13 protein-coding genes and 2 tRNA genes are annotated in these 16,893 nt (G+C 40.0%); 13 read left to right on the forward strand and 2 right to left on the reverse strand.

Going from position 1 to position 16,893, the window contains the following annotated elements; genetic code table 11:
• Positions 1-5 precede the first annotated feature (5 nt).
• Together rpoC and tehA are read left to right on the forward strand one after the other, a co-directional pair.
• Positions 6-4,256: a DNA-directed RNA polymerase subunit beta' gene (rpoC, locus tag DV428_RS02270; protein WP_114908534.1), complete on the forward strand. Its 4,251-nt coding sequence runs from the start codon at positions 6-8 to the stop codon at positions 4,254-4,256.
• A 193-nt stretch (positions 4,257-4,449) separates the two neighbouring features.
• A complete protein-coding gene (gene tehA / locus DV428_RS02275; protein WP_162790761.1) occupies positions 4,450-5,394 on the forward strand; it encodes a dicarboxylate transporter/tellurite-resistance protein TehA in 945 nt (314 codons plus the stop codon).
• Between the two features lie 52 nt (positions 5,395-5,446).
• On the opposite strand, the gene tsaA is transcribed toward tehA, so the two are convergent.
• Positions 5,447-6,166: a tRNA (N6-threonylcarbamoyladenosine(37)-N6)-methyltransferase TrmO gene (gene tsaA, locus DV428_RS02280; RefSeq protein WP_114908535.1), complete on the reverse strand. Its 720-nt coding sequence runs from the start codon at positions 6,164-6,166 to the stop codon at positions 5,447-5,449.
• A 61-nt stretch (positions 6,167-6,227) separates the two neighbouring features.
• On the opposite strand from tsaA, the gene menA reads away from it, so the two are divergent.
• The 3 genes from menA (at position 6,228) to DV428_RS02295 (ending at position 9,228) form a co-directional block, all read left to right on the forward strand.
• Positions 6,228-7,139 carry a 1,4-dihydroxy-2-naphthoate octaprenyltransferase gene (gene menA, locus DV428_RS02285; protein WP_114908536.1) on the forward strand — a complete coding sequence of 304 codons (912 nt, stop codon included), beginning with the start codon at positions 6,228-6,230 and terminating at the stop codon, positions 7,137-7,139.
• Positions 7,140-7,190: 51 nt separating this feature from the next.
• Positions 7,191-7,688 carry a ribonuclease E activity regulator RraA gene (gene rraA / locus DV428_RS02290; RefSeq protein WP_005643947.1) on the forward strand — a complete coding sequence of 166 codons (498 nt, stop codon included), beginning with the start codon at positions 7,191-7,193 and terminating at the stop codon, positions 7,686-7,688.
• A gap of 154 nt (positions 7,689-7,842) precedes the next feature.
• The gene (locus tag DV428_RS02295) at positions 7,843-9,228 is read left to right on the forward strand and encodes a DASS family sodium-coupled anion symporter (RefSeq protein ID WP_114908537.1); all 1,386 of its coding nucleotides are present in this window, start codon (positions 7,843-7,845) and stop codon (positions 9,226-9,228) included.
• 105 nt (positions 9,229-9,333) lie between these two features.
• On the opposite strand, the gene folD is transcribed toward DV428_RS02295, so the two are convergent.
• The gene (gene folD / locus DV428_RS02300; RefSeq protein WP_114908538.1) at positions 9,334-10,182 is read right to left on the reverse strand and encodes a bifunctional methylenetetrahydrofolate dehydrogenase/methenyltetrahydrofolate cyclohydrolase FolD; all 849 of its coding nucleotides are present in this window, start codon (positions 10,180-10,182) and stop codon (positions 9,334-9,336) included.
• Positions 10,183-10,360: 178 nt separating this feature from the next.
• On the opposite strand from folD, the gene DV428_RS02305 reads away from it, so the two are divergent.
• From DV428_RS02305 to DV428_RS02340, 8 genes are all read left to right on the forward strand, one after another.
• Positions 10,361-10,437, forward strand: a tRNA-Pro gene (locus DV428_RS02305).
• Between the two features lie 48 nt (positions 10,438-10,485).
• Positions 10,486-10,562 (forward strand) — tRNA-Arg (locus tag DV428_RS02310).
• Positions 10,563-10,672: 110 nt separating this feature from the next.
• On the forward strand, positions 10,673-13,444 hold the full coding sequence (rapA, locus tag DV428_RS02315) for an RNA polymerase-associated protein RapA (RefSeq protein WP_114908539.1): 2,772 nt from the start codon (positions 10,673-10,675) through the stop codon (positions 13,442-13,444).
• Between the two features lie 2 nt (positions 13,445-13,446).
• Positions 13,447-14,106, forward strand: coding sequence for a bifunctional tRNA pseudouridine(32) synthase/23S rRNA pseudouridine(746) synthase RluA (rluA, locus tag DV428_RS02320; protein WP_114908540.1), 660 nt, complete (start codon positions 13,447-13,449; stop codon positions 14,104-14,106).
• 26 nt (positions 14,107-14,132) lie between these two features.
• A complete protein-coding gene (locus tag DV428_RS02325) occupies positions 14,133-14,711 on the forward strand; it encodes a rhomboid family intramembrane serine protease (protein WP_114908541.1) in 579 nt (192 codons plus the stop codon).
• Between the two features lie 29 nt (positions 14,712-14,740).
• Positions 14,741-15,493 (forward strand): DeoR/GlpR family transcriptional regulator, encoded by a 753-nt coding sequence (locus DV428_RS02330; protein WP_114908542.1) that lies wholly within the window; start codon positions 14,741-14,743, stop codon positions 15,491-15,493.
• Positions 15,494-15,620: 127 nt separating this feature from the next.
• Positions 15,621-16,373 carry an MlaA family lipoprotein gene (locus DV428_RS02335; RefSeq protein WP_114908543.1) on the forward strand — a complete coding sequence of 251 codons (753 nt, stop codon included), beginning with the start codon at positions 15,621-15,623 and terminating at the stop codon, positions 16,371-16,373.
• Between the two features lie 56 nt (positions 16,374-16,429).
• Complete coding sequence (locus DV428_RS02340) at positions 16,430-16,819, forward strand: RidA family protein (RefSeq protein ID WP_005630808.1); 390 nt, start codon at positions 16,430-16,432, stop codon at positions 16,817-16,819.
• Positions 16,820-16,893 lie beyond the last annotated feature (74 nt).

Consider the following 16,893-nt stretch of genomic DNA (forward strand, 5'->3'; position numbering starts at 1 on the left):
CATTTGTGAAAGACTTAGTTAAGTTTTTAAAAGCACAGTCAAAAACCAGTGAAGATTTTGATGTGATTAAAATTGGGTTAGCTTCCCCAGATATGATCCGTTCTTGGTCATTTGGTGAAGTGAAGAAACCTGAAACCATTAACTACCGTACGTTCAAACCTGAACGTGATGGTCTTTTCTGTGCGCGTATCTTCGGGCCTGTAAAAGATTACGAATGTTTATGTGGTAAATATAAACGTTTAAAACACCGTGGTGTGATTTGTGAAAAATGTGGTGTTGAAGTCACTCAAACTAAAGTTCGTCGTGAACGTATGGGCCACATTGAACTTGCATCGCCAGTTGCGCATATTTGGTTCTTAAAATCATTACCGTCTCGTATCGGTTTACTTTTAGATATGCCATTGCGCGATATCGAACGTGTACTTTATTTTGAAATGTACATCGTGACCGAACCAGGTATGACGGACTTAGAGCGCGGTCAATTATTAACTGAAGAACAATACCTTGATGCTGAAGATCGTTGGCAAGATGAATTCGAAGCGAAAATGGGTGCTGAAGCAATTCAAGATCTTTTAAAAGGTATGGATCTTGAAGTTGAATGTGAAAAATTACGTGAAGAATTACAAGAAACTAACTCTGAAACTAAACGTAAAAAAATCACTAAACGTTTAAAATTATTAGAAGCATTTGTTCAATCTGGTAATAAACCAGAATGGATGGTAATGACTGTATTACCAGTTCTTCCACCAGATTTACGTCCATTAGTGCCGCTTGATGGTGGTCGTTTTGCGACTTCAGATCTGAACGATTTATATCGTCGTGTGATCAACCGTAACAACCGTTTAAAACGTTTATTAGATTTAATTGCGCCAGATATTATTGTGCGCAACGAAAAACGTATGTTACAAGAATCTGTTGATGCATTATTAGATAATGGTCGTCGCGGTCGTGCAATTACGGGTTCTAACCGTCGTCCATTAAAATCATTAGCGGATATGATCAAAGGTAAACAAGGTCGTTTCCGTCAAAACTTATTAGGTAAACGTGTTGACTATTCAGGTCGTTCAGTAATCACTGTAGGTCCATACTTGCACTTACACCAATGTGGTTTACCTAAGAAAATGGCATTGGAATTATTCCGTCCGTTTATCTACGCTAAATTAGAAAGCCGTGGTTATGCTACGACAATCAAAGCAGCTAAGAAAATGGTTGAGCGTGAAGATGCGATCGTTTGGGATATTCTTGCAGAAGTTATTCGTGAACACCCAATTCTATTGAACCGTGCGCCAACACTTCACCGTTTGGGTATCCAAGCGTTTGAACCGATCTTAATCGAAGGTAAAGCGATTCAATTACACCCACTCGTTTGTGCGGCGTTCAACGCGGACTTCGATGGTGACCAAATGGCGGTACACGTTCCATTAACGCTTGAAGCTCAATTAGAAGCTCGTGCGTTAATGATGTCAACCAACAACGTGCTTTCACCAGCAAACGGTGATCCTATTATCGTTCCATCACAAGACGTGGTATTAGGTCTTTACTATATGACCCGTGAAAAAGTGAACGGTAAAGGCGAAGGCATGTTATTGCAAGATCCTCGCGAAGCTGAAAAAGCATATCGTACTGGTGAAGCAGAATTACATTCTCGTGTGAAAGTACGTATTACTGAATATGTGAAGAATGAAGCTGGCGAATTTGATGCGAAAACTACATTAACCGATACCACTATCGGTCGTGCAATCTTATGGATGATCGCGCCGAAAGGCATGCCTTATTCATTGTTCAACCAAACATTAGGTAAAAAAGCCATTTCTAAACTGATTAACGAAGCTTATCGTCGTTTAGGTTTAAAAGAAGCGGTAATGTTTGCTGACCAAATTATGTATACCGGTTTTGCTTATGCGGCACGTTCTGGTTCATCAGTTGGTATTGATGATATGGAAATTCCAGCGAAGAAATACGAAATTATTTCTGCAGCGGAAGAAGAAGTAGCAGAGATCCAAGAACAATTCCAATCAGGTCTTGTGACTGCAGGCGAACGCTATAATAAAGTTATCGATATTTGGGCCGCAGCGAATGAGCGCGTAGCGAAAGCGATGATGGAAAACTTATCTCAAGAAGAAGTCATCAACCGCGAAGGTAATCCTGAAAAACAAGCGTCCTTTAACAGTATCTTTATGATGGCTGACTCTGGCGCGCGTGGTTCTGCAGCACAGATTCGTCAGTTAGCAGGTATGCGTGGTTTGATGGCTCGTCCAGATGGTTCGATCATTGAAACCCCAATTACAGCAAACTTCCGTGAAGGTTTGAACGTATTACAGTACTTTATTTCAACCCACGGTGCGCGTAAAGGTTTGGCGGATACCGCATTAAAAACAGCAAACTCAGGTTACTTAACTCGTCGTTTAGTTGATGTAGCACAAGACTTAGTGATCGTAGAAGATGACTGTGGTACGCACGAAGGCTTAGTTATGACCCCATTAATCGAAGGTGGAGATGAAAAAGTTCCACTTCGTGAATTAGTGTTAGGTCGTGTAGCTGCAGAAGATATTTTAAAACCAGGTACAGAAGAAGTATTAATTCCTCGTAACACGTTATTAGATGAAAAACTCTGTGATGTGTTGGATGCAAACTCTGTAGATAGCGTAAAAGTACGTTCTGTTGTAACTTGTGATACTGACTTTGGCGTATGTGCGAAATGTTATGGTCGTGATCTTGCGCGTGGTCATTTAATTAACCAAGGTGAAGCAGTGGGTGTTATTGCTGCTCAATCTATCGGTGAGCCTGGTACACAGTTAACCATGCGTACGTTCCATATCGGTGGTGCGGCATCTGCGGCAGCGAAAGAATCTAGTGTTCAAGTTAAAAACACTGGTACATTACACTTAATGAATGCAAAATTCGTTACTAACGATGAAGGTAAATTAGTATTAACGTCTCGTAATACTGAATTAACTATTACCGATGCATTTGGTCGTACTAAAGAACACTATAAAGTGCCTTACGGTGCGGTGTTAAGCAAAGGTGACGGTCAAGATGTAACAGCAGGCGAAACTATCGCAAATTGGGATCCACATACCATGCCAGTTGTCTCTGAAGTATCTGGTTTTGTGAAATTCGTTGATATTATTGATGGCTTAACTGTAACGCGTCAAACTGATGAATTAACAGGTTTATCATCAATCGTGGTTCAAGATGTGGGTGAACGTGCTACTGCTGGTAAAGATTTACGTCCAACCATTAAATTAGTTGATGCAAATGGTAACGACATTTTCTTACCTGAAACTGATGTTCTTGCACAGTACTTCTTACCGGGTAAAGCAATCGTAAGTTTAGACGATGGCGCAGCAGTGAAAGTGGGTGAACCATTAGCACGTATTCCGCAAGAATCTGTGGGTACGAAAGATATTACCGGTGGTCTACCGCGCGTTGCAGATTTATTTGAAGCACGTAAACCAAAAGAACCAGCTATCTTGGCTGAAATTTCTGGTATCGTGTCTTTCGGTAAAGAAACCAAAGGTAAACGCCGTTTATTAATTACTCCTGCGGAAGGCGAAACTTATGAAGAAATGATTCCAAAATGGCGTCAGCTCAACGTATTTGAAGGTGAAATGGTACAACGTGGTGACGTAATTTCTGATGGTGCTGAAACACCACATGATATTTTACGTTTACGTGGCGTGCGTGCAGTAACTGAATACATTGTGAACGAAGTACAAGATGTTTACCGCTTACAAGGGGTAAAAATCAACGATAAACATATCGAAGTTATCGTTCGTCAAATGTTACGTAAAGCGGTAATTACTAAAGCTTACGACTCAGAATTCCTAGAAGGGGAACAAGTCGAAGTCGCTCGCGTGAAAATCGTTAACCGTCAACGTGAAGCAGAAGGCAAACCACCAGTTGAGTTTGAGCGCGAATTATTGGGTATCACCAAAGCGTCTCTTGCGACTGAATCCTTCATCTCTGCCGCATCGTTCCAAGAAACTACTCGTGTTCTTACCGAAGCAGCAGTGGCAGGTAAACGTGATGAATTACGTGGCTTGAAAGAGAACGTAATTGTAGGTCGATTAATTCCTGCGGGTACAGGTTTTGCGTATCATCAAAATCGTCACAAACATCGTTTAGTTGATGATGTAGTAGCTAAACTATCTGAAGAAGATGAAGCTGCTATCGCTGATGAGTTTGTCATGACTGCAGATGATGCAAGTGCAAACTTAGCTGAAATGCTTAATATGGCAGATGATGCGGAATAATTAATTTCCTATATGAGAAAACCCGAATGAAAGTTCGGGTTTTTTATTTGTATGAAAATTAGTAGACGTTTTATTCATAACAATAAGTTTGTTTCTTTATAGAAATTTCACAAGAATTTGAGATTTTTAGAAAAGTCCGTTGCTGATGGCTGTGCTACACTTCGCTCAAATTTTTCAAAATAAGGATAACATTATGAGTACAACAAAACCTTTTCCTCTTCCAACAGGATATTTCGGTATTCCTCTTGGTTTGGCCGCTTTATCTTTGGCTTGGTTTCATCTAGAAAACTTATTTCCAGCTGTGCGAACAGTAAGTGATATTCTTGGCATAGTAGCAAGTGCGGTCTGGATTTTATTTATTTTAATGTATGCGTATAAACTTCGTTATTACTTTGAGGACGTTCGAGCAGAGTATCATTGCCCAGTTCGTTTTTCCTTTATTGCGTTGATTCCTATTACAACCATGTTGGTGGGCGATATTATTTATCGTTGGAATCCTTTAATTGCTGAAGTGATGATTTGGATTGGTACTGTAGGACAGTTACTTTTCTCATCATTGCGTATCAGTGAACTATGGCAAGGTGGTGTATTTGAACAAAAATCTACTCGTCCTCCGTTTTATTTGCCTGCGGTTGCTGCAAATTTCACAAGTGCAAGTTCATTGGCATTACTGGGTTACCATGATTTAGGTTATTTGTTCTTCGGCGCAGGAATGGTTGCATGGATTATTTTTGAGCCAGTATTATTACAACATTTGCGAATTTCATCTCTTGAGCCGCCATTTAGAGCCACAATGGGCATTATTCTGGCGCCTGCATTTGTGGGCGCATCCGCTTATTTGTCACTAAATCATGGTGAAGTGGATACTTTAGTTAAAATCCTTTGGGGATATGGATTCTTGCAATTATTTTTCTTATTGCGATTATTCCCTTGGATTGTGGAAAAAGGACTTAACATTGGCTTATGGGGATTCTCATTCGGATTAGCGTCTATGGCAAACAGTGCTATCGCTTTCTATCATGGCAATGTTTTACAAGGCGTGTCTATTTTTGCCTTTATTTTCTCGAATTTCATGATTGGCTTATTAGTTCTAATGACAGTTATTAAATTAGCTAAAGGGCAGTTTTTCCTAAAATAAGGTATTTAAATCGACTAAGGCAGGGATTCCCTGCCTTATTTATATGTGTCATTTATTTGTCTTTTTCTATTTCAATCACTTCTACACAATTTACCGTACCCGCTTTAATTCGCCATTTCACATTAAATTCGTACAAACTCATTCCATAAATACGATCACTCGGTTTACCTTGTTGGTAGGCGGGGCGCGGATCTTGCTCTAGCACTTGGCGAATAAAACGACTTAAGTGCGGTCGTTTTTCTTCTCGTTTTTTTACCGCACTTTGGGCTTGCTCGGTAAATTCAACCGTCAATTTTGCTGGTGGTTTTTCTTGGGCAAAGCTCGATTGCGCATTTGGCTCACTATCCGCATAGGCAATATAGGGTTTGATATCGAAAATCGGCGTGCCATCCACTAAATCCACCGCACCTAAATGGAGAAAAACGTTACCGTTGATACATTCTACTTGACGTAATTCGACTTTGGATAAACCAAGAGGATTTGGGCGGTGCGTTGCGCGTGAAGCAAACACGCCAATTCGTTGATTACCGCCTAACCGCGGAGGGCGTACGGTGGGTTGCCATTTTCCTTGTTGGATTTGGTCGAACTGAAAAATTAACCAAAGGTGACTGAATTGTTCCAGTCCTCTCACAGCTTCAGGCGAATTATACGGCGGTAAGAGTTCTACAATGCCTACTCCATCTTCAACTAAATTAGGTTGGCGTGGTACGGAGAATTTTTCTTTATAAGGCGTGTGGATAATGGCGATAGGCGATAAGGTTAAATCATTCATAAATTGGGTGTCTTAGTGTAGAATACGCGACTTATTGTAATCAAAAGTGCGGTCAAAAAAAATGACAAATGAAAAATTGAAAATGTGGTGGGAAACGGCTCGACCGAAAACTTTGCCCTTAGCGTTGGCATCGATTTTCACGGGCTCGGCATTAGGTTATTGGGCGAATCCACAAGGTTTTTATGGGCTTGTAATGGCGCTTTGTTTACTTACGACAATTTTATTGCAGGTGCTTTCTAATTTTGCCAATGATTATGGGGATCATCAAAAAGGTTCAGATACTGAAGAACGTATTGGACCATTACGTGGCATTCAAAAAGGCGCCATTTCAGCAAAAGAACTGAAATGGGGATTAATTCTAATGGTGGTGGCCAGTTTTCTTTCAGGAAGTTTCTTGATTGGAATCGCTTATGAAAATCTCTCCGATTTATTCGCTTTCGCTGGGCTTGGCATTTTAGCTATTGTTGCTGCCATTACTTACACGGTTGGGGCAAAACCTTATGGCTATATGGGATTTGGCGATATTTCTGTATTGGTATTTTTTGGTTTGCTTGGCGTTGGCGGCACTTATTATTTGCAAACTCACAGTATTGATAGCCACATTATTTTGCCTGCTATTGGTTCTGGCTTATTGGCAAGTGCGGTATTAAATATCAATAATTTACGCGATATTGAACAGGATGCGAAAGCTGGCAAAAATACCCTAGCCGTTCGTTTAGGTGCATATAAAGGGCGTGTTTATCATTGTATTTTATTAAGTGTGGCGGCCTTATGTTATTTAGCATTTGCGGTGGCAACGGCCACTTCTTGGACAAATTATTTATTTGTATTAGCAATGCCGCTGTTAGCTAAACATGCGATCTTTGTTTATCGCAGTCAGCAGCCAAGTGAATTGCGTCCAATGTTGGCTCAAATGTCTATGATTTCGTTATTAATCAATATCTTGTTTAGTTTAGGCTTGCTTATCGGCTAAATCGGCATATACTAAAGCAAACAAAATTTCAACAATCGATAGGGGAAAGTTATGTTTATTGATACTTCAGAACTTTGCGATCTTTATGCAGAACAAGTGGATGTAGTGGAGCCAATTTTTTCAAGTTTTGGTGGCGTAAGTAATTTTTACGGTAAGGTCACTACGGTAAAATGCTTTGAAAGTAATGGATTAATTGCTGAAGTATTAGAAGAAAATGGCGAAGGTCGAGTGCTTGTCATTGATGGCGGTGGTGCGGTACGCCGTGGTTTGATTGATGCAGAATTGGCTCAACTTGCTGTTGATAATGGTTGGGAAGGCATTATTGTATATGGTGCAGTACGCCAAATTCAGCAATTAGAAAACCTCGATATTGGTATTCATGCCCTTGCGCCAATTCCAGTCAGTGCAGATGAAAGCACAGCTGGTGAGAGTGATGTTCCGGTAAACTTTGGTGGCGTAACCTTTTTCCCAGAAGATTATATTTACGCAGATCTGACAGGAATTATACTTTCGCAAGAGCCCTTAGATTTAGATGATTCGGACGAATAATACGAAAGAGCAAAAGTGCGGTGAAAAATAACCGCACTTTTTTTATCAAAATTTATTGCACTAGATCACATTTCTGAAAATTGAGCATTGCAACTTATTAACATTCATTTAACATTGTAGTCCGTTCGAGTTAGAACACTAACGGAGGAGCTTTATGACTGAGATGAAATCTTTCAAAAATCACAAAAATGGCATTATTTTTATTTTAGATATAGTGCTGTTTTTTGTGTTATTAAACGTGCTACCTTATGAGCCAAAGGCTAGTGCTGGTTTAGCTTTATTGGCTTTTGTCGCAGTGCTTTGGTTAACTGAGGCATTACATGTTACGGTTACCGCATTATTGGTGCCATTATTGGCGATTGCGCTGGATTTAGTGAGTACTAAGCAAGCTTTAGTGGCTTTTGCTGATCCTACAATCTTTTTATTCTTTGGTGGCTTTTCTTTGGCTACAGCCTTACATATTCAAAAACTTGATAAAATGATTGCTAATAAGATTATGGCGTTAGCACGCGGTAATTTATTTATTGCCATTATTTATCTCTTTTTGATTACAGCCTTCCTTTCTATGTGGATGAGTAACACGGCAACTGCAGCCATGATGTTACCCCTCGCAATGGGAATTTTAAGCCAACTTGATCGTGAGAAAGAACATAATACTTATGTGTTTGTCTTGTTAGGGATTGCTTATAGTGCATCAATTGGTGGTATGGGAACCCTTGTGGGCAGTCCACCGAATGCGATTGTAGCAAGTAACCTGCATTTAACTTTTGCAGATTGGTTATGGTACGGTTTACCAATAATGATCATTTTGCTACCACTGATGATTGGTACACTTTACATTATTTTTAAGCCAAAACTTCATATTAATTTTGAGCAATCTTTTGAAAGCATTGAAATGAATTCAGTGCGTGTATTAACACTTGTTATTTTTGTTGTAATTGCTTTAACTTGGGTATTTAGTGGGCAAATTAATCCGCTGATTTCAGGCTTACTTGGTTTGCAGAAAAATATTGCGAGCTTCGATAGTGTCGTCGCTTTATTAGCAGCTATTGTGATTTGCTCTACGGGCATTGCAAGCTGGAAACAAATTCAAGAAAGTACTGACTGGGGCGTATTAATGCTTTTCGGTGGTGGATTAACATTAAGTGCGGTCTTGAAGGATTCTGGTGCAAGTAAAATTTTAGCGGATAGTATTGTTTTTATGATTGATGGACAACATTTCTATCTTATTGGTTTATTAGTTGCGGCGTTCATTATTTTCTTAACTGAATTTACTTCTAACACAGCAAGTGCGGCACTACTCGTCCCAATCTTTATTTCTATCGCCCAATCATTGGGTATGCCTGAAATTGGTTTAGCATTAATTATTGGTATTGGTGCATCCTGTGCCTTTATGCTACCAGTAGCGACACCACCAAATGCGATTGTATTTGGCTCAGGTCAAGTAAAACAAAGTGAAATGATAAAAGCTGGTTTCGTATTGAATTTAGTGTGTATCGTCGTGATTGCAACTGTCGGCTATATGTTCTGGTTGAACTAATTTAGATTTGATTATTTACAAAATTCTTTAGTGATTAAAATAAATGGGTTAAAGCAAATAAGGCTTTAACCCATTTTTCTTGTGATAAGATTCTTTTATACAAAGCTATTTGTTGTGTTCATAAGCGTAAAGCGTATTGCTCATTAACATTGCAACGGTCATTGGCCCAACACCGCCAGGAACGGGGGTAATATATGCGGCTTTTTCTGCTGCTTTATCAAACTCTACATCGCCTACTAATTTTCCATCTACACGGTTAATTCCGACATCAATGACTACCGCACTTTCTTTGATCCAATCTCCGGGGATCAAATTCGGCTTACCTACCGCGACGACAAGTATATCTGCTTGGCGAATATGGCTTTCTAAATCTTTAGTGAATCGATGAGTTACTGTGACAGTTGCACCTGCTAATAGTAATTCTAAAGACATTGGGCGGCCGACAATATTGGATGCGCCTACAATTACTGCGTGTTTGCCATGTAGGTCAATCCCCGTTGTTTCTAATAGCTTCATTACGCCATAAGGGGTGCAGGCACGTAAAGTTGGAATGCGTTGGCATAAAAGCCCAACATTGTAAGGATGGAAACCATCTACATCTTTTTTTGGGTCGATTCTTTCAATTATTGCTTCGGTATTAATTTGTTTGGGTAATGGTAGCTGCACCAAAATACCATCAATATTTTTATCAGCATTAAGCTGGTCAATAACCGCTAATAATTCCTCTTGTGTGGTGGTATCTGGCAGATCATAAGATTTAGAGAGAATACCAATTTCTTCACAACTTTTACGTTTATTACCGACATAGATTTGCGAAGCAGGATCGGCACCCACGAGAATGACTGCAAGCCCAGGTGCGCGTTTTCCTTGCTTAACGTAATGGGTGATTTTATCTGCCACATCGGCTTTAATTTTTTTTGAAAGTACGGTACCAGAGATGATTTGTGCGGTCATTGGGCTGTCCTTTTGAATGATGGGAAAGAAAGCGTTTGCTATTTTAGCGGACAATGATTTTTTTACAACGAAAAAGGGGATGTTTTTCCTAAACTGGAATAATTTTGAACAATTAAATTAAAAAATCAAAAAATTAATTGACTGAGATAAAAACAAACCTATAATTGACCGCACTCGTCGGCGAGTAGCGCAGCTTGGTAGCGCAACTGGTTTGGGACCAGTGGGTCGTAGGTTCAAATCCTATCTCGCCGACCACTTCTTTTATATTGTCTTGAAATTCCGTACAAAAGAAATCCTTTGAATGCGCCCTTAGCTCAGCTGGATAGAGCAACGCCCTTCTAAGGCGTGGGTCAAAGGTTCGAATCCTTTAGGGCGTGCCATTTATTTCTTCAATCTATTTTTTATTCTCTTTTATTAATTTCTTTTGCTATTTAAGCAAGCTACAATACGCCCCCAAATTTTATCAATATAAATCAGAAAGAGAATTATTATGCCCTTTGCTATTGGTCAGCGCTGGTTGAGTGAAAGTGAAAACGCTTTAGGATTAGGTATCATTACCGCATTAGATCCACGAACCGTCACGATTTATTTCCCTGCTGCGGATGAAACGCGTATATATGCTGCTGCACAAGCGCCTTTAAGCCGAATTGTATTTAGCAAAGGTGAAACATTATCCCATCAAGCAGGCTGGCAAGGTGAGATTTTAGACGTTCAAAATATGAACGGTTTGCTATTTTATTTAGTTAAAAATCCACAAGGTGAAGATGTCATTGTGCAAGAACGTGATATTTCATCGATTATTTCTTTTAGCCAAGCGAAAGATCGCCTCTTTTCAGCGCAAATTGATCGCAGCAGTCATTTTGCATTGCGTTATCGCACGCTTTGTCATCAGCAAGCACAATTTAAATCGCCATTGCGTGGTTTACGCGGAACGCGTGCGGGTTTAATTCCTCATCAGCTTCATATTGCAGCTGAAGTCGGTAATCGAGTTAATCCTCGCGTGTTATTGGCGGATGAGGTTGGTTTAGGGAAAACCATTGAAGCAGGAATGATTTTGCAGAATCAACTTTTTGCTGAGAAAGTGCAACGTGTTCTTATTATTGTGCCAGAAACGTTGCAACATCAGTGGCTAGTGGAAATGCTTCGTCGTTTTAATTTGCATTTTTCACTTTTTGATGAAGAGCGTTGCAACGATTTTGATCTTGATGCGGTTAATCCATTCACGACTGAAAGTTTAATTATCTGTTCGCTGAATTGGTTAGAAACTCATCCAAACCGAGTAGAGCAGGCGCTCAATGCTCAATTTGACTGTTTAATTGTGGATGAGGCGCATCATCTCGTGTGGTCCGAATCTTCACCAAGTGCGGCTTATTTATTAGTTGAACAGCTTGCTCGTATCATTCCATCCGTCTTGTTACTCACTGCAACCCCAGAACAACTTGGGCAAGAAAGTCATTTTGCTCGTTTGCGCTTACTGGATCCAGAACGTTTCTTTGATTATCAAACCTTTGTGAAAGAGCAGGAGCGCTACCAACCTGTGGTTAATGCTGTTGAATCTTTGCTGGCAAATAAGACATTAAGTGCGGTAGAAAAAAATCATATTTCTGATTTGTTACTTGAACAAGATGTCGAGCCACTTTTTAAAGCAATTGCATCAAATAATGATGAAGAACAGCATCGAGCCCGCCAGGAACTGATTCAAGCATTAATTGATCGTCACGGCACGGGGAGAATGTTATTCCGCAATACACGTCAAGGCGTGAAAGGTTTTCCGCACCGTGTTTACCATCAAATTACACTCTCTGAAGAGAATGATAAAATTGATTGGCTGATTGATTTCCTCAAACTCCATCGCGATGAAAAAATTTTTGTGATTTGTCAGACAGCGGCAACAGCGATTCAGTTAGAACAAATTTTGCGTGAACGTGAGGGGATTCGTGCAGCGGTGTTCCACGAAAAAATGTCGATTATTGAACGAGATAGAGCAGCCGCTTATTTTGCGGATTTAGAAACTGGCGCACAGGTTTTACTGAGCTCGAGTATTGGCTCGGAAGGGCGTAACTTCCAATTTGCAGCAAATTTAGTGTTATTTGATTTACCGACAAATCCAGATTTATTGGAACAATGTATTGGCCGATTAGATCGTATTGGACAAAAACGTGATGTACAAATTTATGTGCCTTGTGCGAAAGATTCACCTCAAAGTCGTTTAGCGCGTTGGTACAATGAGGGGCTGAATGCTTTTGAACAAACTTGTCCAATGGGAATGGCATTATTTTCTCAGTTTGCCGATGAGTTGGAAAAAGTGCGGTCAAATTCTACCGCACTTTCAGAGAATGAATTTTCTGAATTATTAAAACAAACTAAAACTGCAGGGGAAAAACTCAAGATTGAGTTAGAAAAAGGTCGCGATCGTTTATTAGAGCTAAATTCTCATGGCGGTGAGCAAGCACAAGCGTTAGCGGATCAAATTGCTGATGAAGATAATTCGCCTGAGCTTGTAAATTTTGCCTTAAAATTGTTTGATATTATTGGCGTAGAACAAGAGGATCTTGGGGCAAATAGTATTGTGATTAGCCCGACCGGGACAATGCTTGTGCCCGATTTTCCAGGTTTAAAAGAAGAAGGTGTGACGGTTACCTTTGATCGCGAACTTGCCCTTGCTCGCGAAGAAATGGAATTCTTGACTTGGGATCATCCTATGATTCGTCAAGGTATTGATCTTGTTGCGTCGGGGGATATTGGCAAAGCCGCAATGGCATTGCTTGTAAATAAACAACTGCCAGCTGGAACCTTATTAATTGAATTGATTTACGTGGTGGAAAGCCAATCGCCAAAAGGATTACAGCTCAGTCGTTTCTTGCCACCAACGCCTATTCGTCTGCTGCTTGATAACAAAGGGAATAACATTGGTGAGCAAGTTGCCTTTGAAGCATTGCATAGCAAATTGAAACCGCTTGGTAAAAATATTGCCAATCAAATGGTGAAAATGGCACGTGCCAATATTGAAGCCTTGATTACGCGCGGCGATCGGCTCGTAAAATCTTTAGCTGAACCGATTATTACCGAAGCTAAAAATCAAGCAGATCAACAATTAAGCGCAGAAATTAACCGCTTGCAGGCTTTGCGAGCAGTGAATAAAAATATTCGCCAGAGCGAAATTGATATTTTAGAACAACAACGAACACAATCACTGGATGAGCTTTCTAAAGCAAATTGGCGTTTGGATTGCTTGCGTGTCATTGTGACGAACAAGGAATAAAAATGGCATTGATTGAATACAATCCGCCTCTTGAACCTTATTTGGATATTATTTATCAAGATAATCATTTGTGCGTGGTGAACAAACCTAGCGGTTTGCTTTCTGTGCCAGGCAATCAACCACAATATTACGATAGCGCAATGAGTCGAGTGAAAGAAAAATTCGGCTTTTGTGAACCGGCTCATCGTTTGGATATGGCAACGAGCGGTATTATTGTGTTTGCTTTAAGTAAGGCCGCGGATCGTGAATTAAAACGTCAATTTCGCGAACGTGAACCGAAAAAACATTATCAAGCGATTGTTTGGGGGCATTTGGAGAAAGATTATGGCGAGGTAAATTTGCCGATGATTTGTGATTGGGAAAATCGACCTCGCCAACGTTTGGATTTCGTTTTAGGAAAAAGAGCGGTCACAAAATTCGAAGTTTTAGCACGTTTGTCCAATAATAGTACTCGCGTGAAACTGACGCCCGTGACAGGCAGATCTCATCAATTACGCTTGCATATGTTAGCATTGGGACATCCAATTTTAGGCGATAAATTTTACTCTCATCCCCAGGCTAAAGCTATGTCGCCAAGATTATGTTTGCACGCAGAAGAATTGACCATTACCCACCCTATTACAGGGGAAATAATGACCTTTAATGCGAAGTCAGATTTTTAAATTTGCGCAGAAACTTGAGATCATGAATGAAAAACTTTTTAGCTCAACAAGGAAAAATTACGCTAATTCTCACCGCACTTTGTGCGCTTATTTATATTGCTCAACAGCTTGGTTTTGAAGACGATATTATGTATTTGATGCACTACCCCGCTTACGAAGAGCAAGATAGCGAAGCGTGGCGCTATATCTCACATACATTGGTACATTTATCTAATTTGCATATTTTGTTTAATCTGTCTTGGTTTTTTATTTTCGGTGGAATGATTGAGCGCGCTTTTGGTTCGGTCAAATTATTGATGTTGTACGTTGTGGCCTCCGCCATAACAGGCTATGTGCAAAATTATGTGTCTGGCCCCGCTTTCTTTGGGCTTTCTGGTGTTGTATATGCTGTGTTGGGGTATGTATTTATATGCGATAAATTGAATCATCATTTATTTGATCTGCCAGAAGGTTTTTTCACAATGTTATTAGTGGGGATCGCATTAGGTTTTGTTAGCCCCTTATTTGGTGTTGAAATGGGAAATGCAGCGCATATTTCAGGCTTGATTGTCGGCTTGATTTGGGGATTTATTGATAGCAAATTGCGCAAAAATTCGCTAGAGTAAGCCTGTTTTATTTGGATAAAGGATTCGCTATGAAACAATCGTTACGCCATCAAAAAATTATTAAACTAGTGGAGCAAGCTGGCTATTTAAGCACGGAAGAACTGGTCGCTGCCTTAGATGTTAGCCCCCAAACGATTCGCCGTGATTTGAATATTTTGGCGGAGTTAGATTTAATCCGTCGTCATCACGGTGGGGCGGCATCGCCATCTTCTGCAGAAAATTCTGATTACGTGGATCGTAAACAATTCTTTTCATTACAAAAAAATAATATTGCACAGGAAGTTGCGAAGTTGATTCCTAACGGTGCATCGTTGTTTATTGATATTGGTACGACGCCTGAGTCCGTCGCCAATGCATTGCTTGGCCACGAAAAACTCCGAATTGTGACGAATAATCTGAATGCCGCTCATCTTTTACGCCAAAATGAAAGTTTTGATATTGTCATGGCTGGCGGATCATTGCGAATGGATGGTGGAATTATTGGCGAAGCTACAGTGAATTTTATTTCTCAATTTCGCCTAGATTTCGGGATTTTAGGGATTAGCGCGATCGATGCTGATGGTTCATTATTGGATTATGATTACCATGAAGTACAAGTAAAGCGAGCGATTATTGAAAGTTCACGTCAGACCTTATTAGTGACCGATCACTCTAAATTTACTCGCCAAGCGATTGTTCGATTGGGCGAATTAAGTGATGTGGAATATTTGTTTACGGATGATGTTCCTGAAGGAATTGTTAATTATCTGAAAGGTCAGAAAACGAAATTAGTTTTATGTTAGGAATGAGAAAGTGCGGTAAAAATAAGGTGTTTTTACCGCACTTTTTATATGTTTTATGGGAAATATTTATTTTGTTGTTACATGGCAAATTAGGTAGAATAAGCCCACATTTATATAAGGATTCAAAATGAAAATAAAGACGATTTTGACCGCACTTTTCGGCGTTATTGTGCTGACTGGTTGTGCAAATAAGAACGATACGAAACAAGTAAGTGAGCGTAATGATACCCTTGAGGGGTTCAATCGAACCATGTGGAAATTTAACTATAACGTTATGGATCGCTATGTGTTGGAACCCGCTGCAAAAGGTTGGAATAACTATGTGCCTAAGCCGATTTCCTCTGGTCTTGCTGGCATAGCAAATAATCTTGATGAGCCAGTAAGTTTTATAAACCGATTAATTGAAGGTGAACCGAAAAAAGCATTTGTTCACTTTAATCGCTTTTGGATTAACACTGTATTTGGTCTAGGTGGCTTTATTGATTTTGCGAGCGCAAGCAAAGAACTACGCGTAGATAATCAACGTGGATTTGGGGAAACTTTAGGTAGCTACGGCGTAGATGCTGGGACTTATATTGTGCTACCGATTTATAATGCAACAACGCCACGCCAATTAACGGGCGCGGTGGTTGATGCGGCTTATATGTATCCATTCTGGGAATGGGTGGGGGGGCCGTGGTCGTTAGTGAAATATGGTGTGCAAGCAGTGGATGTTCGTGCGAAAAATATCGATAACGCGGAGTTGTTACGCCAAGCCCAAGATCCATATGTAACCTTTAGAGAAGCGTATTACCAAAATTTACAATTTAAAGTGAGTGATGGCAAATCAACAGAAAATAAAGAATCGCTTTCTGATGACGTGCTAAAAGAAATTGATTAATAAACGAAAAAGTGCTGTAAAAAATAACCGCACTTTTATCAACCAAGGAGAAAATGATGACTCAAATTATTCATACTGAAAAAGCACCGGCAGCTATTGGCCCTTATGTTCAAGCGGTTGATCTTGGCAATTTAGTTTTAACCTCAGGGCAAATTCCCGTGAATCCTGCAACAGGCGAAGTGCCTGCAGACATCGTTGCACAAGCACGCCAATCTTTAGAAAATGTGAAAGCGATTATCGAGAAAGCGGGTTTAACCGCCGCAGATATTGTAAAAACAACGGTTTTTGTGAAAGATCTTAATGATTTTGCAGCGGTTAATGCAGAATACGAACGTTTCTTTAAAGAAAATAATCATCCTAACTTCCCTGCTCGTTCTTGCGTGGAAGTTGCACGTTTACCAAAAGATGTGGGATTAGAAATTGAAGCGATTGCTGTAAGAAAATAATTTTCTGTTTGGTAATTTCTGCTTAAAAGTGCGGTCATAAACTCGCATGTTTTTGACCGCACTTTTTGTTTGTA

Source organism: Haemophilus haemolyticus (assembly GCF_003352385.1).
Taxonomy (GTDB): domain Bacteria; phylum Pseudomonadota; class Gammaproteobacteria; order Enterobacterales; family Pasteurellaceae; genus Haemophilus; species Haemophilus haemolyticus_I.